Genomic DNA, 19,696 nt, shown 5'->3' on the forward strand with positions numbered 1-19,696 from the left:
GATAACGTCGAAGGCCCCGCCGCTTCGGCGGGGCTTTTTCATGTCGATCGGGTGCCTATCAGTCGGGGGCGCTGACCTCGACGCCGCTCTGCAGGACCATGCCGTCGCCGTCGATGTCTCGGTCGAGCGTCGCTTCGATCTCGTTCCGGGTATCGACAGGGTCGTTGCCGGCCGCGTTGCAGGCAGTCAGGAGCGTCATAAGCGGCAGGGCGATCAACAGCTTGGAGGACGTCTTCATGATCTTTCTCCGATTGGGTGTCACTTCAACGACCGGTTCGTGCAGGAGTTCCGATGCGTTCCCGCCACACCCGGAGACGGTCGGAAATTTGGGAAAATTCCGTCTTGACCGGCCAAGCGATTGGCCCCATTTGCGGCTCCATAGACGCCAACGCACGCGCCTCTGGCACGGCTTATGCACGGTTACGCAGCGACGGTAACGTCTCCCTTGGAACTGAGCGGTCTTTGCCGGAAAAACCGGAATGGCCGGGTCTATAGGAGATGACCCATGAATGCAGTAACCGGCCTCGGCCGCACCGTTTCCACGCCCGAAGCTGCCGCCCCCTCGCGGGTTGAGGCCTATATCGCCGCACACGATTTCGACCGCCCGACCCTCGTTATCGACGTGGATGCGGTGGAGCGGCAGTTCCGTGCCCTGCGGGCCGGCTTGGGTCGCGCGCACATGCATTATGCCGTGAAGGCCAACCCGCACGATGCGATCGTCGCGCGCCTCGTCGCGCTCGGTTCGGGCTTTGACGCGGCGTCGCGTGGTGAGATCGAGCTGGTTCTCGGTCACGGCGCCAGCCCGGAGCACGTCTCCTTCGGCAACACGATCAAGCGCGCCTCCGACATACGCTTCGCCCATGAAGCGGGTATCACGCTTTTCGCGGCCGATGCGGAGGAAGAGCTGGAGAAGATTGCCGCCAACGCCCCCGGCGCGCGCGTCTACATTCGTGTCATCGTCGACAACCCGGAGGCCGATTGGCCGCTGTCGCGCAAGTTCGGCTGTGCCTGCGACAAGGTTCTGTCGCTGCTCGGTTGTGCGCGCGACCTCGGGCTGGTGCCTCACGGGCTCAGCTTCCACGTCGGCTCCCAGACGCGCGAGGCGCGGATGTGGACCGGCACTCTCGATCAGGTCGCGGCCATTTGGCGGCGCGCCGGTGAGGCGGGTTTTGACCTTCAGCTTCTGAACATCGGTGGCGGGTTCCCGGCCTTCTACGGCGAGGATATCCAGCACCCGACCGCCTATGCCGCGGCGGTGATGGACCTGATCGCCGAGCGTTTCGGCGACGTGCCGGAGATCATGGCCGAGCCGGGCCGGGGCCTTGTGGCCGAGGCGGGTGCTATCGCCGCCGAGGTTCTGCTTGTCTCGCGCAAGTCGGATGCCGACCTGCACCGCTGGGTTTACCTCGACATCGGCCGTTTCTCGGGGCTGGCCGAAACCGAGGGCGAGGCGATCCGCTACCAGTTCGCGACCGCCCGTGACGGAGAGCAGGCGGGTCCCTGTGTCCTCGCCGGGCCGTCCTGCGACAGTGCCGACGTTCTCTACGAGAAGCGGCCCGTGCAGCTTCCCCTGTCGCTCTGCGGCGGGGACAAGGTCGTGATCCGGAACTGCGGGGCCTACACCTCAACCTATTCCTCGGTCGGGTTCAATGGCTTTCCGCCGCTCGACACGCGCGTGATCTGACCGCCTGAGGCGGCCCGGCCCGCTCCCTTCGGGCGGGTCGCCTCAGGCGAAGGCTGCCTCCAGCGCAATTGCAACCATATCGCCAAACGACGATTGGCGCATGTCAGCCGATAGCGCTTCGTGCGTCACCAGATGGTCGCTCACCGTCAGGACCGCCAGCGCCCGGCAGCGATGGCGGGCCGCCAGCAGATACAGTTCCGCCGCCTCCATCTCGACGGCCAACACGTTGTGGCGCGTCAACTGCTCGTTCAGGTCCGGCCGTTCGTCATAGAACACGTCCGAGGAGTAAATTCCGCCGACATGGATCTGTGCGTCCTTTCGTCCGCGGGCTGCCGCCTCCGCCGCTTTCAGCAGGTCCCAGTCCGCGCAGGGGGCGAAGTTCAGTTCACGCAAGATTGCGCGGGATGGTGTCGACACGGATGTCGCCGTCATGGCCAGAACCACGTCGCGTATCTTCACATGTTCCTGCATCGCGCCGCAGGATCCGATGCGGATGAGTGTTTTGGCTCCGTAGCGCGAAATCAGTTCGTTCGCGTAGATCGACAAGCTGGGCATTCCCATGCCCGAACCATGGATCGTCACGCGGTTTCCGCGCCATTCGCCGGTGAAGCCAAGCATCCCGCGAACATCGTTTACCAGCTCCGCACCATCGAGGAACGTTTCCGCCGCCCACTTGGCGCGGAGCGGATCGCCGGGCATCAAGACGGTTTCGGCGATCTGATCCTTTTCGGCGCGGATATGGGGGGTCATGTGCGGTCTCCGGAAATGACAAAGGGGCGCAGATTGCGCCCCTTCATGCGTCGGAATTGCCCGATCGTCTAGATGGACAGGTCTTCGCGCGTCTTGCCGCTGTTGAGCGCATCCTTGAACCATTCCGGCTGACGTCCGCGACCGGACCACGTGATCGTCTTGTTCTCCGGGTGGCGGTATTTCGGCGGCTGCTTGGCTTTTCCGCCTTTCTTCGCGGACTTTCCATCGAAGATATCGGCCAGAGAGTAGCCGGCCCTTGCAACCATTGCCTCGATCTCAGCCTTCAATTCCTGAAGCTTGCGGCCTTCATATTCGGCTTCGGCCTTCTTGATCTGCGCAAGCTGGGCTTCGGTTTCCGCCCGCGCCTTCGCCAGATCTTCCATGTTCATCGTTTCCAGCTGTGCCATGCGTTCATCCCGTAATGTAAATCACCTGCGGTCCCTTTAGCTTGGAATCTGCAATCGCACAAGATTGCAAGCGCGGGTTGGAGAAAAGTGACAATCGTCCGCACTTTCCTCCTGCTTTTCCCGAATCTGCTTATTCTATGTTCTCCATCCAGTCTGTCATTACGGACACGACTGCTTCGGCCTCCTCAAAGACGGCTGCATGGCTGGCGCCGTCGATTACGGCGATTTCGCCGTTCGCGACAAGGTCCACCATCACCTGGCTGATCGCCACGGGATAAACGGTGTCTTCCAATCCGACGATTGCCAAGAGCGGCACATCGCTATCGCGCAGCGTCTCGGTAAAGTCGGGGCGGTTCGCCAAAGCCCGCGCCCCGCCAATTGCGCCATCGAGGCTCGCCTGTTCCATGACCGTAGTCAGGTAATCTTCGGCAACCGCCTCATCCCCCGTGCGTGCCCGTCCGGTCAGCATGTTCGGGATCAGGAAGGGAATGATTGCCGAGACATCCTCCTCTGTCAGAAGCGCATCTTCCGCACCGCGCCAGATGCCCCGCTCGATCGGGCCCGCCGCCATGTGGTTCGTATCGATGGCGATCATTCCGCGAAACAGATCCGGGCGTATTTCGTACATGCGAAACATGATTGGCCCGCCCATCGACATGCCGCCGACGAACGCCTCGTCCACGCCAATTTCGTCCAGAACGGCCAGCGCATCCTCGGCATAGACGCCTGGCGCGGCGACCGGATAAGGGATGGTGGAATTGCCATAGCCACGGTGGTCGATTGTCACGACACGGTGCGTGTCATCGAGCGTTCCGACGACGCGCGAGAACAGCGCGCCCGACAGCGGATAGCCATGCAGCAGCACGATCGTATCCGTTCCTTCGCCGTCATCCGGGCCGCTGACGTTGAAGAAGATTTCCGCACCGGCCCGTTCGAGGGTCATTCCCTCTCGCTCCGACGGGGCGGGCAAGTCCGAAACGCTCGGAATTTGCGTCTGCGTCTGCGCCTGGGCAGGCATGGCGGCGAGGACAAGGGCCGCAATTGCGGCTCGGGTCGGGAGAGAATTCATCAGCTTACCTTCGTCTTTGAGGACGTGCGATGTCTCTCAATCGACTTGAGGTCTATAAGGTTCCTGTAAGGCCCTCCGCTATGGACGCGCAGGCGCTTCGGCGGCACTGTGCGGAACATGTTCCGAACTATCGAGCTTCCGCTCTGGGCACTCCTGCTTCTTGTCGCATTCGCGGCCGTCACCTTCGCATCGCATTTCCTGTTTCCGTCGGTCCGCTGGTTTTTCCGGCGCTGGGCGGAGCGGCTCGTTGCGGAACTTAATACACGGCTCAAACGCCCGATCGAGCCATTCAAGCTTGCCCGCAGGACGGATACGATCGACCGGCTTGTCCACGACCCGCATGTGGCGCAGGCGGTTATCGACCACGCGGCGGCCCACGGAATTCCGGCGGAAGTCGCCTATGAGGCGGCACGGCGATATGCGCGTGAAATTGTTCCGTCCTTTTCGGCGTTGCTTTATTTCGGGGTGGCGACGCGTCTGGCGCGCTGGCTGTCTCGGTCGCTTTATCGTGTGCGCGTGACGGGAGAGGATGCGGCGCTGTCGGGGATCGATCCCAAAGCCACGGTGGTCTTCGTACTCAACCACCGCTCCAACATGGATTACGTCCTCGTCACGTGGCTGGCTGCGCGGCAGACGGCGCTTGCCTATGCCGTGGGCGAATGGGCGCGGCGCTGGCCGCTGCGACCGCTGATCCGCGCCATGGGTGGATATTTCGTGCGCCGGCGGGATCTCAATCCGCTCTACCGCCGGGTGCTGGCGCGCTACGTTCAGATCGCCACCGAAAACGGGGTGACGCAGGCGGTCTTTCCGGAAGGACGGCTCAGCCGGGACGGCAAGTTCCAGCCGCCCAAGCTCGGCATCCTCAGCTATATCCTCGCCGGTCATGATCTTGAGGCGGCGCGCGATGTCGTCTTCGTTCCCGTCGCGCTGAACTACGAACGCGTGCTTGAGGATCGCGTCCTGATCGCCGCCGACAAGGCCTCCGGCCACTCGTTCCGGCTTCGCTGGTGGATGGTGGCGCGGTATCTCTGGCGGCATCTGCAACTCCGACTGACGGGCCGTTTCACGCGCTTCGGCTACGCTGCCGTATCCTTCGGTCGTCCCCTCTCGCTTCACCGATTTCTGGCACGAGACGATGCCGATCCCGCGGCCGCTCTCGGCGACGCCTTGATGGAGCGCATTGAAGAAGTGCTGCCGGTCCTGCCGCTTCCGCTTGTCTGCGAGGCGCTGGTGCAGGGGGCGCGGGACGTGCCGGCCGTTGCCGGCCACCTCGAGCGCCGGATGCGTCACTGGCGCGCGAACAGGAATCATCCGCAGCATTTCACGACGCGCAATGCGCGGCATGCGGCCGTCGTCGCGCTGCGAATGCTGGAGGTGCGACGCGCGCTCAGCCTCGACGGCGACGACATTGCGGTATCGGCGACCTGGCTACCGGTCGTGGAATATTACGCCCGGACCTTGCCACAGGACCTCTCCGAGCGCTCATGACGCGCTGAATTCCGAGGGCACAGATCGCTGGAGTGGCAATTTCGCGCCATTCCGTAACGTCACAGCACTTTGTTAAGGAAGAATTAACCCGAGGAAACCTTTCATTAACCGAATCAAGGCGAACGTCCTGCTGTTTCAAACCTTCAGGAGGACATCCACATGATTCGCTATCTTCACGGTTCCGCTCTGCATCGTCATGCCGACCTCGCCGCTTCCATGTTCGTCGATCGCGCCACGCAATTCCGCGACAGGATGAAGTGGGATGTGAAAGTCGATGCGCTTGGATGGGAGACGGACCAATACGACGTACTCGACCCGATATATGTCATCGCTGAGGATGCAGCCGGTCGCCACGCCGGGTCGATGCGCTTTCTGCCGACGACCGGGCGCACCATGCTCGACGAGATCTTTCCGCATCTCAAAGGTGGCCGCACAATCCGGTCGCCCCTGATCTGGGAATGCACCCGTTTCTGCCTTTCGCCCGGCGCGGGCGCGGATGTGGCGCGCCTGATGCTTGTCGGCGCGCAGGAACTCGGCCTCACGATGGGGTTCAGCCATTCCGTCGGGGTGTTCGACCGGCCGATGGTCCGCGTCTATCGCCGCCTCGGCTGGGAGCCCGAGGTTCTCGGAAGCCAAGACGGCATTTCGGCGGGCATTTGGCAGCTGTCGCGCGATGTCCAGGATAAGCTCTGCGAAGCGGCCGGTCTGCACCCGCGCCTGTCGCGCCATTGGTGCGAGACGGCGCTTGCCGACCTGGAGCGGACGGTTGCTCTTCCGATCGGCGCCTGATGGGTCCAGAAGGGGGGCGATGTCCGAAGCCCCCCTTCTCTCCGCCGACCAGGCCCAGGCTTGGGATCGCATCGCCGAGATCCTTTCGGAAAGCGGCGTGAATCTTTCCGACGGCATCGCCGCCCCGCGCGAGGACGAGGAAAGCCGCGTCCTCGCCGTCACGGGCAAGGCGGGATCGGGCAAGACGCTCCTGCTTGCGGAACTGGTGAAGTCGCTTCGGGATGCCGGCCTCGACCTCGTCTCCGGCGATTACGAGCGCAAGCGGCGCGACCGCAGGACGCTGGCCGTTCTGGCGCCGACGAACAAGGCGGCGTCCGTTCTGCGCGCGCGCGGCGTTCCGGCCACGACGATCCACCGCATCATCTACACGCCCGTCTACGACCCCGAATACGAGCGCATCGCCGAATGGCTGGCAGGCGATGCCGACCGGCCGACCATCGAAGCGCTGAGCGACGAGGCGCTCGACCGTGCCAAACGGGTCTATGACGAAACCTCGTCCGTGCCCGGCGCACTGGCGGCCGCGGGGCTGCGGGGTTCGGACTTCATCACCGGGTGGAAGCGCCGGGATGCGCCGCTCGACATCGGCTTCGTGGACGAGTCCTCGATGCTCGACGACAAGCAATACGAGGATCTGCGCGAGATCTTCCCCACCCTGATCCTGTTCGGCGATCCCGCGCAACTTGCGCCCGTGAACCAGTCGGGGCGGATGGTCTTCGACCGCTTTTCGGGCGACGACCATCTGCATCTGGACCGCGTCCACCGGCAGGAGGCGGGCAACCCGATCCTCGACCTCGCCCATGCGCTCGGCGATCCGGCTCTGGGCTTTCAGGAATTCGAGGAGATGGTTTCGGAAGCCGCGGCGCGCGACGACCGCGTTCAGATGGCCGCCCGCGTCGACAGCGATCTGATGGCCCGGTCTCCGGTTCTCGTCTGGCGCAACGCGACGCGCATCCGCCTGATCCGGGCCTTTCGCGGCGCGCATGGCGCGGATGACACGCATCTTCTTCCGGGTGAGCCGCTGATCTGCGACGGGCTCGAATTGCCGCTCAAGCATCGCAAGCGCCGCATCGACCTCGAGGCGCGCGGGCTCATCAAGGGGGCACAGGTCGTCTACCTCGGACCCGGACGCAAGCCCGGCTTCTCCAAGCTTCACGTCCTCGGCGCGCCCGAGCCGGAGCTTTCGGTATCGTCCATCGTCAAGATCGAGCACCCGGACGAGGAGGAGCCCTTCCTGCCCTTCGCCGCGCATATGGGTGCGGCCTTCCTCCACGGTGCGGCCGTCACGATCCACAAGGCTCAGGGGTCGCAGTGGGATACCGTGCAGGTATTCGCGCCCGACCTCTATGCCGCCTCGCGCGCGGGGCGGGTCGAGGCGGGGCAGCAATTGTGGAAACGGCTGGCCTACGTGGCGATTACGCGGGCGGTGACGCGGATGATCTGGGTGAAACGCTACGCATTGGCGCGTCCGGTCGGAACGCTCGATACGTCGGACCTGAAGGCGGAGCCGGCGCCCTTGTCCCTGGAGAGCACCTCCGACGCGGACTGATCGATCCACCCGCGTCGCGGTCCGCCGATCCTCAGACCCGGATCCAGCGGAACAAAGCGGAGGCGCCCCAACCCGCAACGATCGCGATGGCCAGCGACAGGATGCCGTAGATCAATGGCCACTCATGAGCGAGCGTGTAGATCCACCGCTCCAACCCGACCTTTTGGACGAAGATCGAGGTGTAGAAGCTGTCGATCACGTCTCCGTCGCGGGTCAGGAAGATGCGGGTGTCGTAATTGCCCTCGGTAAGATTCGAAGGAAGCTCGATCGTCGTCGAGAACAGCGTCTGCCCCCGTATCTCCACCGCCTGTTCCGCTTCTCCGTAAACTCCGGTGGCGGTGTTGACGCGGATCAGCGCCTCCAGAAACTCGAAATCGCCGCCGATCATCCGACCCAATCCGGGCCCCCCGAGCGCACGCGGCGTCGTGATCCCGTACCGAAGATCGGCATCCCGGCTCAGCGCACGGTCCAGCGGGGCGGAGGAGGCGACGGCATAGAAACTGGGCGCCCGACGCACCTCGGCCGCATCGGTATTCACCCAGATGCCGAAGCGCCGCTCCTTGCGCCGAACGGTCACGTCCTCGCGGGGACCGGCCACGGTGACGATCACGGCGAGATCGCTGTTCTCGGGGATCGGCGCCTCGCGCCTTATGGCGCCGTAGACGAGGATCTCGGAGCCGCTGAAACTCGTGGAGATGGAGATACGGTCCTGGCTCAGATCGGCCACGATGTCCTCGGCCTGCGCGGGCAGGGCGAGCGCCAGCAGGAGAAGCGCCGCGCGGATCATCCGTGCCCGTCCACATCGACCGAATAAAGCTCCGCCGGCTGCAAGAGCAGGTCGAGCGCGAGTTTGCCGCAGACCACCAGCACCATGAGCGCGAGCAGAATGCGCAGCTGCTCCGCCTTCAGCCGCGTCCCAAGCCGCGCGCCGACCTGCGCCCCGATCACCCCGCCCACCAGCAAGAGCACGGCCAGCATCATGTCCACCGTGTAATTTGTCGTCGCATGCAGCAGCGTGGCAAAGCCCGTGACGAAGATGATCTGGAACAGCGACGTGCCGACCACGACCTTCGTGGGCATTCCCAGAAGGTAGATCATGGCGGGCACCATGATGAACCCGCCACCCACGCCCATGATCGCGGCGAGGATGCCGACGAACAGACCGACGAACAGGGGCGGAATGACCGAAATATAGAGGCCCGAGGTCCGGAACTTCATTTTCAGCGGCAGGGCGTGGATCCAGCCGCGCTGCCGCCGCTGGGTCCGCTGAACCGGGCCGGTCGCGCGCGAGCGCCGGATCGCGCCGAGGCTCTCGATGAACATCAGGCCGCCGATCACGCCGAGAAAGATGACGTAGCACAGCCGCACCAGCAGATCGACCTGACCCGCATCGCGCAGGATGGCAAAGACCTGCACGCCGAGCGCCGCCCCCACGAGGCCGCCGATCAGCAGCACGACCCCCATTCGCAGGTCCACCGTCCGGCGCCGCAGATGCGCCAGCACGCCCGAGAAGGACGAGGCGACGATCTGGTTGGCCTCGGTCGCGACGGCCACGGCCGGCGGGATGCCGATCATGAACAGAAGCGGCGTCATCAGGAACCCGCCGCCGACGCCGAACATGCCCGACAGCACGCCGACCAGACCGCCCAGTCCGAGAAGCAGGAAGGCGTTCACCGAAACCTCGGCGATCGGCAGGTAGATCTGCATGGGCGCAAACCTCGTTATGTGAACAACTCCGTCGTGGCCGTCACACGCGCCCGTGTCAAACCCTCGTGCAAGATCCAGCCCGCGCTTGTCGGAGCGGGCCGGGCCGCGCATCCTGTCGTCGAGGGGGCGGGAGGTGGACATGCAGGTGGATTATGTGATCGCCGGCGGCGGCACGGCGGGTTGCGTGATGGCGGCGCGGCTGTCGGAGGATCCGGGGGTGACGGTCCTGCTGCTGGAGGCGGGCGCGCGTGGGCGCAACCCGCTGTTGCAGGTTCCTGCAGGGCTGGCCGAGGCGCTCGGAAACCGGGTGGCGGATTGGGATTTCTCGACCGTTGCGCAACAGGCGCTTAACGGGCGGCGCCTTCGCTGGCCCCGGGGTCGGGTTCTGGGCGGCTCCTCGGGGATCAACGCGATGTGTTACGCGCGCGCCGACCTCAGCGATTACGATGCTTGGGGTCATGGTTGGAGCGGGGCCGAGGCGCTGCATCTCTTCAAGGCGGCCGAAACCCATTCGGAGGGACGGTCGCAATGGCATGGCGATGCGGGCCCGCTGCGCGTCACTCGGCCCGTCTGGCATCATCCGGCCACGGCGCGGTTCCTTGAGGCGGGTGTGCAGGCCGGGCACCGGCCGGTCGTTGATTTTGCCGCGCCCGATCATGACGGCATCGGTCGGTTCGATACGACGACGCATCGCGGGCTGAGGTGCTCCGTCGCGCGGGCCTATCTTTCGCGTGCGGTTCTGGCGCGGCCGAACCTGAACGTGCGGACTGGTGCGCAGGTTGCGCGGATCCTGTTCGACGGATCACGTGCCGCGGGCGTGGTGCTTGTGGACGGAACCGAGATCACCGCGGTTCGCGAGGTGATCCTGAGTGCGGGAGCGGTCAAGACGCCGCAGATGCTGATGCTGTCGGGTGTGGGCCCGGCGAGCCATCTGCGTGAGCACGGGATCGGATTGGTGCGGGACGTGCCGGGTGTCGGCGCGAACCTTCAGGACCATCTCGACATCGGCTGCATGATCCTGACCCGTCCCGGCAGCGCCATCGGCTATGCGCCCGGCTTTATCGCGCAGGCGCTGGCCGCGCCTTGGGCCTGGCTCCGGGGACGGACCGGTCTGCTGGCCTCCAACCTTGCCGAGGGTTGTGGCTTCGCGCGGTCGCGCCCGGATCTGTCGAAACCAGACATCCAGTTCCACTTCCTGCCGGCCTTGGGCGAAAACCACGGCCAGACGCGCAACTGGGGCCGTACGGGCGTGTCGCTGCATGCCTGTGCCCTTTACCCGAAGTCGCGGGGCACAATCCGGCTGGCCTCGAGCGACCCGGAGGCGAAACCCGTGATCGACCCGCGCTATCTGTCGGTGGAGGCGGATATTCTTCCGCTGATCGCGGGCGCACGCATGGCGGCGGAGATCCTGTCACAGGCCGCCTTCGACGACATCCGCCTGCGCTGGCACCGGCCCGAAGCGGTGCCGGAGACCGATGCCGAGTGGGAGGCCGAAATCCGTGCGCGGGCGGAGACGATTTACCATCCCGTCGGCACGGCCGCGATCGGCGACGTGACCGATGGAGAGGGCCGCGTGGTCGGGCTGGAGGGCCTGCGTGTGGTCGATGCGTCGCTCATGCCGCTGATCGTCGGCGGCAACACGAATGCCCCGGTCGTGATGATGGCCGAGCGGATCGCGCGGCGGATGCGGGCGGTTCGCTAGCCGGTCAGGCGAGGAACCGCGTCAGCACCCGCTCCAGCTTGGCCGCCCCAAAAGGTGCCATCGCCTTCGTGTGCTCGTGGCTGATCGCCTCGTCCGACAGACCGGCGGCCATGTTGGTGATCGTCGAGATCGCCGCGGCCCTCAGCCCGAGGAAGCGGGCGAGGATGATCTCCGGCACGGTGGACATGCCGACGGCGTCGGCGCCGAGGGTTCGGATCGCGCGGATCTCGGCGGGCGTCTCGAAGGACGGGCCGGAATACCACGCATAGACGCCCTCGTTCAGCTCCACCTCCTCGGCGGCGGCGGCCTCGCCGAGACCCTGCCGCAGGGCCGGATCGTAAGCGTCGCCCATCGGCACGAAACGGCGCTCGGACGGCTCACCGATCAGCGGGTTGAGACCGGAGAAGTTGATATGGTCCGACAGCAGCATCAGCGACCCCGTCGGCATGTCGGCGCGCAGGGAGCCGGCGGCGTTGGTGGCGATCAGAGCCTCGGCCCCCAGATCGGCCAGTACCTCCAGCGGCAGGCGCATCGCATCGGCCCGCCCGCTTTCGTAATAGTGCGACCGCCCGCCGAACACCGCGACACGTGTGCCGCCAAGCTGGCCCAGAACCAGTTTCGGAGCATGGCCGGAGACGCCGGCATGGGGGAATCCGGGCAGATCGTCGTAGGGAATCGCCACGCCGTCGACCCGATCGGCCAGCGCGGCCAGACCGGAGCCGAGGATCAGGCCGTATTGCGGCGGCTCGCTTCCCGCGCGGTTACGGATGCGCGCGACGAGATCAGCGTTCTTTGACATAGGGCTTTCCTCCGGCGCGGGGCGGGATCGCACGGCCGACGAAGCCCGCAAGGATCACCACCGTCAGGATGTAGGGCAGGGCCTGCATGAACTGCGTCGGAATATCGACGCCGAACAGGTCGAGCGATTGATAGCGGTTGCCGAAGGCGTCCAGCAATCCGAACAGGAAAGTCGCGCCCAATGCGTACCACGGACGCCATTTCGCAAAGATCAGGGCCGCCAATGCGATGAAGCCGCGGCCTGCGGACATCTCCTTGACGAAGCCCGCCGAGAGCGCGGTGGCGAGATAGGCGCCCGCAAAGCCGCAGAGAACCCCGCAGATCATCACCGCCGCATAGCGTAGGCCCACGACGGAGACGCCTGCCGTGTCGACCGCTGCCGGATTCTCGCCAACCGCCCGCAGGCGCAGGCCGAAGCGCGTGCGGTAGAGGACCCACCACGTCAGGGGGACACAGAGCAGGCCGAAATAGACCAGGATTGAATGCCCCGAGAGCAGATCGGAGTAGATCGGACCGATCACAGGCATGCCGCGTATGGCGTCGGCGAAGGGCAGGGTGATTTCGGCGAACCGCGCGCCGCCCATCAGTGACGGAGTCCGACCGCCCAGCCCGAACCACGCCTCTCCGACCACGACGGTGATGCCGGAGGCGAGGAAGTTGATCGCGACCCCGGAGATCAGCTGATTGCCGCGGAAGGTGATGGAGGCGAGGCCGTGGATCGCCGAAAGCATCAGCGACGCGACGATACCCGCGAGGAGACCCAGCCAGACATTCCCGGTATAGAAGGCGAAGGCGGCCGACAGGAAGGCGGAGGCGAGGATCTTGCCCTCCAGCCCGATGTCGAAGATGCCCGCCCGCTCCGAGAACAGACCGGCAAGGCAGGCGAAGAGGAGCGGCGTGGCGAGGCGCAGCGCGGAGTCGAGGATCTGAATGATGCCGAGGAAATCCATGTCAGGTCCTTTCGGTCGCGAAGTTGCCGCGCGCGGTCCGTGTCCAGCCGCCGGAGCGCGAAGGCGTCATCCGTGCCGCGGCGGAAAGCAAAATGCGGTCTTTCTGGCACCCGAACGAGATTGCCATGCCAAGGATCGGACAGGCGACGGCGACGTTTGGCCGGAAGGGGGAAAGATCGTTCACGGCTCGGCCTTGCCACGCTCGGGGTGGCCGCCCGGCTCCAGCGGGGTTGTCGGCTCGGGGGAGGCAGGACGGCGACGGGTGGTGGCGAAGAGGTTCTCGATCGGGCTCCGCACCATGTTGTCGAGCGCCCCGGTGAAGAGGATCACCAAAGCCTGGATCACGAGGATGATTTCCCGCGTCATGCCGTTCACCTCGAAGGTCAGCTCACCTCCGCCCTGATAGAGCGCGCCGAACAGCAATGCGGCGAGGAAGACGCCGACCGGGTGGGAGCGGCCCATCAGCGCCACCGCGATACCGACGAAGCCCGCACCCTGTACCGGGTCGATCACCAGACGCTCGGCCTCGCCCATCACGGCGTTGACCGCCATCAAGCCGATCAGGCCGCCGGAGAGCAGCATCGAGACCATGGTGATCCGCGTGGGAGAGATGCCGGCATAGAGCGCCGCCGGCTCCGAATGGCCGAAGGCGCGGATCTCGTAGCCCAGACGGGTGCGCCAGATCAGCAGCCAGACGAAGATGCAGGCCGCGATGGCGAGGAAGAACGACACGTTGAGAGGCGTGGAGCGGCTGAACCCCAGCCACGGCGCGATTTCGTAGGCGCTGGGCAGGTGCACGGCCTCGGCGAAGCGTGCCGTCTCGGGCGAGCCGCCGGCGCCGGGCACCAGGAGCACGCGCGACAGAAGGTACACCATGAGCGCCGAGGCGATGAAGTTGAACATGATCGTCGTGATGACGATGTGGCTGCCGCGTGTGGCCTGCAGGTAGGCGGGGATCGCGGCCCAGGCCGCACCGAAGAACGCCGCCCCCACGCTCGCCGCCAGCATGGCGATCGTCCAATGCGGCCACGGCACGTAGAGCAGCACGAGCGCGACGCCGAGGCCGCCCAGGGCCGCCTGTCCCTCGCCGCCGATATTGAACAGCCGCGCGTGGAACGCGACCGCGACACCAAGGCCGGTGAAGATGAAATTCGTCGTGTAGAACAGCGTGTAACCCCAGCCATAGGCCGAGCCCACCGACCCGTTGACGAGGATGTAGAGCGCCTCGAACGGATCCTTTCCGATAAGTGCGACGACGATGCCCGACACGAACAGCGCCAGCGCGAGGTTGATGAACGGCACGAGGGCCACATCGGCCCATTTCGGCATGACACTGTCGGTCATGCGGCCGCCTCGCCGGTCATTCCCGCCATCAGGAGGCCCAGTTCGCCCTGATCGGTTTCCGACGGCAGGCGCTCCCCTATGATGCGGCCGTCGAACATGACGGCGATGCGGTCCGAGAGGGCCATGATCTCGTCGAGCTCGACCGAGACGAGCAGGATCGCCTTGCCCTGATCGCGCAGCGCGACGATCTGCTCGTGGATGAACTCGATCGCACCGATGTCCACGCCGCGCGTCGGCTGCCCGATCAGCAGCAGGTCGGGGTTCCGCTCGATCTCGCGGGCGAGCACGATCTTCTGCTGATTGCCGCCGGAGAAGTTCTTGGCCGCGAGGTTCGGATCGGGCGGACGGACGTCGAACCGCTCCATCTTGGCGGCGCAGTCGGCCCTGAGCGCGGCGTTGTCCATGAAGATGCCCGAATTGAACCGCGCGTCGTGGTGATAGCCGAAGCCGACATTTTCCCATGCGCGGTAATCCATGATCAGGCCCTCGCGCTGGCGGTCTTCGGGGACGTGAGCAATGCCGCGCGCGCGCCGCGTGCGGGCGTCGGAGGCCGTGCCGGTCAGGTCGATCGTCTGATCGTTCAACCGGATCGTTCCGGTGCCGTTCGCATAGCCGCCAAGAACCTCCAGAAGCTCGGATTGGCCGTTGCCCGCGACGCCGGCCACGCCGAGGATTTCGCCGGCATGGATCCGCAGGTCGATGCCCTTGAGCCGCTCGACGCCCTGCACGTCGGTCACGCGCAGGTTCTTGACTTCCAGCACCGCCTTGCCGGGGCGCGCGGGCGCCTTGTCGACGCGCAGAAGGACCTTGCGGCCGACCATCAGTTCGGCCAACTCTTCCGGTGAGGTGTCGGCGGTTTGAACCGTGGCCGTCATTTCGCCGCGGCGCATCACCGAGACGGTATCGGTGATCTCCATGACCTCGCGCAGCTTGTGGGTGATCAGAATGATCGTCTTCCCCTCGTCGCGCAGACCGCGGAGGATCCGGAACAGATGGTCCGCCTCGGCGGGGGTGAGAACGCCCGTCGGCTCGTCGAGGATCAGGATGTCGGCCTCGCGGTAGAGGGCCTTGAGGATCTCCACGCGCTGCTGCTGGCCCACGCCGAGATCCTCGATCACCGCTTCGGGATCGACGTCCATCTCGTAATCGTCGGCAAGCTGGCGCAGCAATTTGCGCGCCTTGGCCAGCGACGGACGCAGCAGGCGGCCCTCCTCGGCGCCCAGAACGACGTTTTCGAGCACCGTGAAATTTTCCACCAGCTTGAAATGCTGGAAGACCATGCCGATGCCCGCGTCGATGGCGGCCTGACTGTCGGGGATCTCGGTCCGCTTGCCGCCGATCATGATCTCGCCGGCATCGGCCTTGTAGAACCCGTAGAGAATCGACATCAGCGTCGACTTGCCCGCGCCGTTCTCGCCGATGATGCCGTGGATCGTGCCGCGCCGGACCCGCAGTGCGATATCCTTGTTCGCCCGGACCGGTCCGAACGATTTGGAGATGCCGCGCAATTCGATCGCGAGGTCCGGATCGGGGGGCGTCCCGGCCGCGGTCATTCGCTCTCCACGAAGCCGGTTACGCGCGACAGACCGTCCGGCCCGGCGGTGCCGACGAAGGTCAGCATGGCGAAGGGAGTGCCGTCGCGGTCGAGCCGGGCGCGGGTCATCGCGGTCGCATGCGTGACCTGCGGCGCACCGATCGGCAGCAGCACGGCATTCGGCAGGTTCTGCCGGAAGATCGTGAGGAAATCCGCCATGCCGTCCGCGCCATCGAAGGGACTGGGCGCGTTGGGATCTTCATAGGTGAACGAGGCCCCGAGGGCCTCGTTCAGAATTGCCACGCGAGCCTCTGCATCGGCTTCGTTCCAAGCCGACAGCAGCTTGAGCAGCATTTCGCCCGCGCCGTCCGCCATCAGAGATCCACCGGGCAGGAATTGTCGGACAGATAGTCGTGGACCTGAATCTCGCCCGCCACGATCGCATCGCTCGCTTCTTCGACGACGGCGATCATCTCTTCGGTGATGAGATCGGCGTTGTTCTCGTCCATCGCGTACGCCACGCCCTCGTTCTCGAGGCCCATCACGGTGATGCCGGTCTCGAGTTCGCCCGCCGCGCTGGCGGTGAAGGCGTCGTAGACGGCGTTGTCCACGCGCTTGACCATGGAGGTCAGGACGGAGCCCGGATGCAGGTGGTTCTGGTTGCTGTCGACGCCGATCGACAGGATGCCTTCGTCGGCGGCGGCCTGCAGTACCCCGATCCCGGTGCCACCCGCGGCCGCGAAGACCACGTCGGAGCCCTGGCTGATCTGCGAGCGGGTCAGTTCGGCACCCTTGACCGGGTCGTTCCAGGCGGCCGGGGTCGTGCCGGTCATGTTGACGATGACATTGGCGTCGGGGTTCACCGCCTTGACGCCTTGGGCATAGCCGCAGGCGAACTTGGAGATGAGCGGCACGTCCATGCCGCCGATAAACGACACGGTACCTGTCTCGGACGCCATGCCCGCCATCATGCCCACGAGGTAGGAGCCTTCGTGCTCGGAGAAGACGACCGACTTCACGTTCGGCTGCTCGACCACCATGTCGACGATCACGAAATCGGTTTCGGGATAATCGGGAGCCACGGCCTCGAGCGTGGAGGCATTGGCGAAGCCCAGCACGACGACCGGGTTCGCGCCCCGCTCGGCCATGCGGCGCATGGTCTGCTCGCGCTGCGCCTCGTTGGCGAGTTCGATTTCGGCATATTCGCCGCCCGTATCCTCGACCCAGCGCTGCGCACCGACATAGGCGCTTTCGTTGAAGGACTTGTCGAACTTGCCGCCGAGGTCGATGATCAGCCCCGGCTCGGAATCCTGCGCGGCGGCGAGGCCCGCGCTCAACGCGAGCGTCGCGGCGGCGCCCATGAGGGTTCTGGTGATGGTCATGGCTCTCTCCCGTGATGCGGTCCGGTTCGGGCATCGACCCGTCCGACCGCGTTTGATGGCAGAGATAAGGCCGCAGGCGTATGCGAAGGTCAACCGTTCCCGATGCCCTGACCTGTCGTCACAGCGTCTTGCGCAGGATCAGGGCGTCCTTGCCCGCATAGTAGCCGGGCCGGCGACCGGCCGCATGCCAGCCGGAGGAGGCATAGAGCGCGCGGGCAGGCTGGTTGTCCTCGGCCACCTCCAGAAAAGCTTCTCGGGCACCGTTGGCGCACGCCGCCGTCTCGAATGCGGCAAGAAGTGTGCGTCCGCATCCGCGCCCGCGATGATCGGGGTGGACGATCAGCGTCAGAAGCTCCGCCTCGTCAAGGGTAACGCGCCCGAGAATCGCCCCGTTTGGCGTCGCGTTCAGGAACGTTGCCGGGTCGGAGAGAAGCGCAGCGAAGCCGGCCTCCGACCACCGCGCGGCGCCCGTGAAGCTTGTCGCATGAAGTCGCGCCAGAGCTTCGGGCGTCACGGCAGGATCTTGGGCGGCGAGTCGGCGGCCGGAGCGGCATCGGCGGCACGCAGATAGAGCGGCGCAGGGCGGGGGCGGCCGGGCGCGGCATGCCGCGCCGCGATGCGCGCGATGGCGGGGGCAAGATCGGGGGCGGGGATCGTCTGCCGGCCTGTGGCCGCGGCGACCGTCTCGGCCGCCGGACCCGTCAACGGTGCCATCCAATCATCGGGTAACAGATCGGGTGCGCCGAGACGGATGTCGTCGCCGCGCGCGAAATGAACCTGCCCCCGGGGCGCGTGAAGGCAGACAACCGCATCGCGGCCGTCCGCATAGGCCTCCGGCAGGCTCACCCCTTCTGACGGTATGCTCAACCCGAGGGCCAGGCCGCGCGCGGCGGCCACGGCGATGCGGATGCCGGTGAAATTGCCCGGACCCGTCCCCACCCCCAAGGCGGCAAGCTGGCCCCAGGTCACACCCGCCTCCGCCAGAACGTCTTCGAGCAGCGGCATCAACCTTTCGGCCTGCCCCTTCGTCATCGGCTCGAGACGCTGGACCAGAACCCGGTCGCCCGACACAAGAGCGGCCGCGCAATGCGCGGCCGACGTATCGAAGCCCAAGGTGAGCCGATCAGATGCCGCCACGGTCACAGACCGACAGGGCGGACCTCGACCACCTCGGGGATGTAATGGCGCAGCAGGTTCTCAATTCCCATCTTCAGCGTCATCGTCGAGGACGGGCAGCCGGCGCAGGCGCCCTTCATCTGCAGGTAGACGACCCCGCGGTCGAAGCCGTGGAAGGTGATGTCGCCCCCGTCCTGAGCGACGGCGGGACGAACCCGCGTGTCCAGAAGCTCGGTGATCTGGCCCACAACGGCGGCGTCGGCCTCGTCGTGATTGGCGGCATGCTGGGTCTGCGCCTCGCCTTCCATGACCGGCTCGCCGGACTGGAAGTGCTCCATGATCGCGCCGAGGATGGCCGGTTTGACGTGGTCCCATTCGGTCCCGTCATCCTTGGTGACGGTGACGAAGTCGTTGCCGAAGAATACGGCCGTCACACCCGGAATTGCGAAGAGACGCCGCGCGAGCGGAGACTTCGCGCCGGTGTCGGCGGTGGGGAAATCCGCCGTGCCCGCGTCGAGCACAGTCTGGCCAGGCAGAAACTTCAGCGTGGCGGGGTTTGGCGTCGTTTCGGTCTGGATGAACATGGGCGCACCTCCGGGGTCAGAGCCCCTATGTGCGTGCTCTGGGCGACCGTGTCAATGTTTCTGGAACGATTCTAAAGTCGAGCGTGGATTACTTTGGTCCGACATGCCGAGGTTTGGCAAGCGGTGGATGTTCCTGCGGAGGAGGGAGCGCTGGGGAGGATGAGTCTCAAGAGAATTCGAACTGCGCCCGCCGACATCTTGTCCTGCCAAGTTCCTGCTCAATGGGCGCGGAACAGGGGTAGTCCGTGTCGGATGTCAAAAGGCGTGACCGACGCGTCGATTGCAGAGGCGAAGACTCGGGACCTTGCGAGACCGCCACATGCCGGACCCGGTGGTAGGTGGCAGTGTCTCGGCGCTCCTGCTCTCCGGAGTATCAAAGCTGATGAACAGGTTTTTGGCCTCGGCGCGGTCAAGCGGCGCGGATCCCGTAAGACGTATGGTACTGTACCCTCAGGTCTGGAAATTCGCTTGAGACGCGGGGCGTGAGCTCGTGCTGGGGCGCCCTTCAGCACGAGCTGCCCATTCTGATATTCCATGGAGTTGCAACACAACCATGGAGAAGAACGAATGAACAGGCGGAAGGATACGGCGCTTGAGGCGGTCTTGGAACAGTTGATCGAGCACGGGCCCGGCGAGATCGCATCGGTGTTCGCGCGGGCTTTCGAGCTGGCGATGCAGATCGAACGGGAGCGGTTTCTCGGCGCGAGCCATTATGAGCGCACGCCCGAGCGTCACGGCTATGCCAACGGCTACAAACCCAAGCGGATCGACACGCCTGCGGGCACGGTGAGCGTGCAGGTGCCCAAGACTGCCGGGCATGGGGAAGAGCCGTTCTATCCGCAATCC

General features: G+C 65.5%; 21 protein-coding genes. 6 read left to right on the forward strand and 15 right to left on the reverse strand.

The window, feature by feature from the left end; translation table 11 throughout:
* Positions 1-58 precede the first annotated feature (58 nt).
* Complete coding sequence (locus JSE7799_RS07925; protein WP_055663129.1) at positions 59-238, reverse strand: hypothetical protein; 180 nt, start codon at positions 236-238, stop codon at positions 59-61.
* 267 nt (positions 239-505) lie between these two features.
* Between JSE7799_RS07925 and JSE7799_RS07930 the strand changes: the two genes are divergently transcribed.
* A complete protein-coding gene (locus JSE7799_RS07930; protein WP_055663130.1) occupies positions 506-1,684 on the forward strand; it encodes a type III PLP-dependent enzyme in 1,179 nt (392 codons plus the stop codon).
* Positions 1,685-1,726: 42 nt separating this feature from the next.
* Here the strand turns inward: JSE7799_RS07930 and deoD are convergent, their stop codons facing one another.
* The 3 genes from deoD to JSE7799_RS07945 all read right to left on the reverse strand — a co-directional run bounded on the left by deoD (position 1,727) and on the right by JSE7799_RS07945 (position 3,910).
* Positions 1,727-2,434, reverse strand: a complete 708-nt coding sequence (gene deoD, locus JSE7799_RS07935) for a purine-nucleoside phosphorylase (RefSeq protein ID WP_055663131.1) — start codon at positions 2,432-2,434, stop codon at positions 1,727-1,729.
* Between the two features lie 68 nt (positions 2,435-2,502).
* Positions 2,503-2,841, reverse strand: coding sequence for an H-NS histone family protein (locus JSE7799_RS07940; RefSeq protein ID WP_055663132.1), 339 nt, complete (start codon positions 2,839-2,841; stop codon positions 2,503-2,505).
* 130 nt (positions 2,842-2,971) lie between these two features.
* Positions 2,972-3,910, reverse strand: coding sequence for an alpha/beta fold hydrolase (locus JSE7799_RS07945; RefSeq protein WP_055663133.1), 939 nt, complete (start codon positions 3,908-3,910; stop codon positions 2,972-2,974).
* A 117-nt stretch (positions 3,911-4,027) separates the two neighbouring features.
* Between JSE7799_RS07945 and JSE7799_RS07950 the strand changes: the two genes are divergently transcribed.
* From JSE7799_RS07950 to JSE7799_RS07960, 3 genes are all read left to right on the forward strand, one after another.
* The gene (locus JSE7799_RS07950; protein WP_055663134.1) at positions 4,028-5,398 is read left to right on the forward strand and encodes a 1-acyl-sn-glycerol-3-phosphate acyltransferase; all 1,371 of its coding nucleotides are present in this window, start codon (positions 4,028-4,030) and stop codon (positions 5,396-5,398) included.
* A gap of 159 nt (positions 5,399-5,557) precedes the next feature.
* A complete protein-coding gene (locus JSE7799_RS07955) occupies positions 5,558-6,187 on the forward strand; it encodes an acyl-homoserine-lactone synthase (RefSeq protein WP_055663135.1) in 630 nt (209 codons plus the stop codon).
* A gap of 19 nt (positions 6,188-6,206) precedes the next feature.
* A complete protein-coding gene (locus tag JSE7799_RS07960) occupies positions 6,207-7,733 on the forward strand; it encodes an ATP-dependent DNA helicase (protein ID WP_055663136.1) in 1,527 nt (508 codons plus the stop codon).
* A gap of 31 nt (positions 7,734-7,764) precedes the next feature.
* Here the strand turns inward: JSE7799_RS07960 and JSE7799_RS07965 are convergent, their stop codons facing one another.
* Together JSE7799_RS07965 and JSE7799_RS07970 are read right to left on the reverse strand one after the other, a co-directional pair.
* Positions 7,765-8,520: a TIGR02186 family protein gene (locus JSE7799_RS07965; RefSeq protein ID WP_055663137.1), complete on the reverse strand. Its 756-nt coding sequence runs from the start codon at positions 8,518-8,520 to the stop codon at positions 7,765-7,767.
* Positions 8,517-9,440, reverse strand: a complete 924-nt coding sequence (locus JSE7799_RS07970; RefSeq protein ID WP_055663138.1) for a sulfite exporter TauE/SafE family protein — start codon at positions 9,438-9,440, stop codon at positions 8,517-8,519. Before JSE7799_RS07970 ends, JSE7799_RS07965 begins: the two co-directional genes overlap by 4 nt.
* 139 nt (positions 9,441-9,579) lie before the next feature.
* Between JSE7799_RS07970 and JSE7799_RS07975 the strand changes: the two genes are divergently transcribed.
* Positions 9,580-11,142 carry a GMC family oxidoreductase gene (locus JSE7799_RS07975; protein WP_055663139.1) on the forward strand — a complete coding sequence of 521 codons (1,563 nt, stop codon included), beginning with the start codon at positions 9,580-9,582 and terminating at the stop codon, positions 11,140-11,142.
* Positions 11,143-11,146: 4 nt separating this feature from the next.
* Here the strand turns inward: JSE7799_RS07975 and JSE7799_RS07980 are convergent, their stop codons facing one another.
* The 9 genes from JSE7799_RS07980 to JSE7799_RS08025 form a co-directional block, all read right to left on the reverse strand.
* Complete coding sequence (locus JSE7799_RS07980; RefSeq protein WP_055663140.1) at positions 11,147-11,941, reverse strand: purine-nucleoside phosphorylase; 795 nt, start codon at positions 11,939-11,941, stop codon at positions 11,147-11,149.
* Complete coding sequence (locus JSE7799_RS07985; protein ID WP_055663141.1) at positions 11,925-12,890, reverse strand: ABC transporter permease; 966 nt, start codon at positions 12,888-12,890, stop codon at positions 11,925-11,927. The genes JSE7799_RS07980 and JSE7799_RS07985 overlap by 17 nt, the downstream gene beginning before the upstream one ends.
* Positions 12,891-13,070: 180 nt before the next feature.
* Positions 13,071-14,234 (reverse strand): ABC transporter permease, encoded by a 1,164-nt coding sequence (locus tag JSE7799_RS07995; protein ID WP_055663143.1) that lies wholly within the window; start codon positions 14,232-14,234, stop codon positions 13,071-13,073.
* Positions 14,231-15,787: an ABC transporter ATP-binding protein gene (locus tag JSE7799_RS08000; RefSeq protein ID WP_055663144.1), complete on the reverse strand. Its 1,557-nt coding sequence runs from the start codon at positions 15,785-15,787 to the stop codon at positions 14,231-14,233. The genes JSE7799_RS07995 and JSE7799_RS08000 overlap by 4 nt, the downstream gene beginning before the upstream one ends.
* Positions 15,784-16,143 carry a hypothetical protein gene (locus JSE7799_RS08005; RefSeq protein WP_055663145.1) on the reverse strand — a complete coding sequence of 120 codons (360 nt, stop codon included), beginning with the start codon at positions 16,141-16,143 and terminating at the stop codon, positions 15,784-15,786. The genes JSE7799_RS08000 and JSE7799_RS08005 overlap by 4 nt, the downstream gene beginning before the upstream one ends.
* Positions 16,143-17,150, reverse strand: coding sequence for a BMP family lipoprotein (locus JSE7799_RS08010; RefSeq protein WP_055663146.1), 1,008 nt, complete (start codon positions 17,148-17,150; stop codon positions 16,143-16,145). Before JSE7799_RS08010 ends, JSE7799_RS08005 begins: the two co-directional genes overlap by 1 nt.
* A 118-nt stretch (positions 17,151-17,268) precedes the next feature.
* Positions 17,269-17,664 (reverse strand): GNAT family N-acetyltransferase, encoded by a 396-nt coding sequence (locus tag JSE7799_RS08015; RefSeq protein ID WP_055663147.1) that lies wholly within the window; start codon positions 17,662-17,664, stop codon positions 17,269-17,271.
* Positions 17,661-18,287 carry a tRNA (adenosine(37)-N6)-threonylcarbamoyltransferase complex dimerization subunit type 1 TsaB gene (gene tsaB / locus JSE7799_RS08020; protein ID WP_055663149.1) on the reverse strand — a complete coding sequence of 209 codons (627 nt, stop codon included), beginning with the start codon at positions 18,285-18,287 and terminating at the stop codon, positions 17,661-17,663. Before tsaB ends, JSE7799_RS08015 begins: the two co-directional genes overlap by 4 nt.
* A gap of 2 nt (positions 18,288-18,289) precedes the next feature.
* Positions 18,290-18,850, reverse strand: coding sequence for a NifU family protein (locus JSE7799_RS08025; protein WP_055663148.1), 561 nt, complete (start codon positions 18,848-18,850; stop codon positions 18,290-18,292).
* A 567-nt stretch (positions 18,851-19,417) separates the two neighbouring features.
* Between JSE7799_RS08025 and JSE7799_RS08030 the strand changes: the two genes are divergently transcribed.
* Positions 19,418-19,696 (forward strand): transposase (locus JSE7799_RS08030; protein WP_222101723.1); only part of this gene is annotated, 279 nt, incomplete at its 3' end.

Source organism: Jannaschia seosinensis (genome assembly GCF_001408515.1).
GTDB classification, from domain to species: domain Bacteria; phylum Pseudomonadota; class Alphaproteobacteria; order Rhodobacterales; family Rhodobacteraceae; genus Jannaschia; species Jannaschia seosinensis.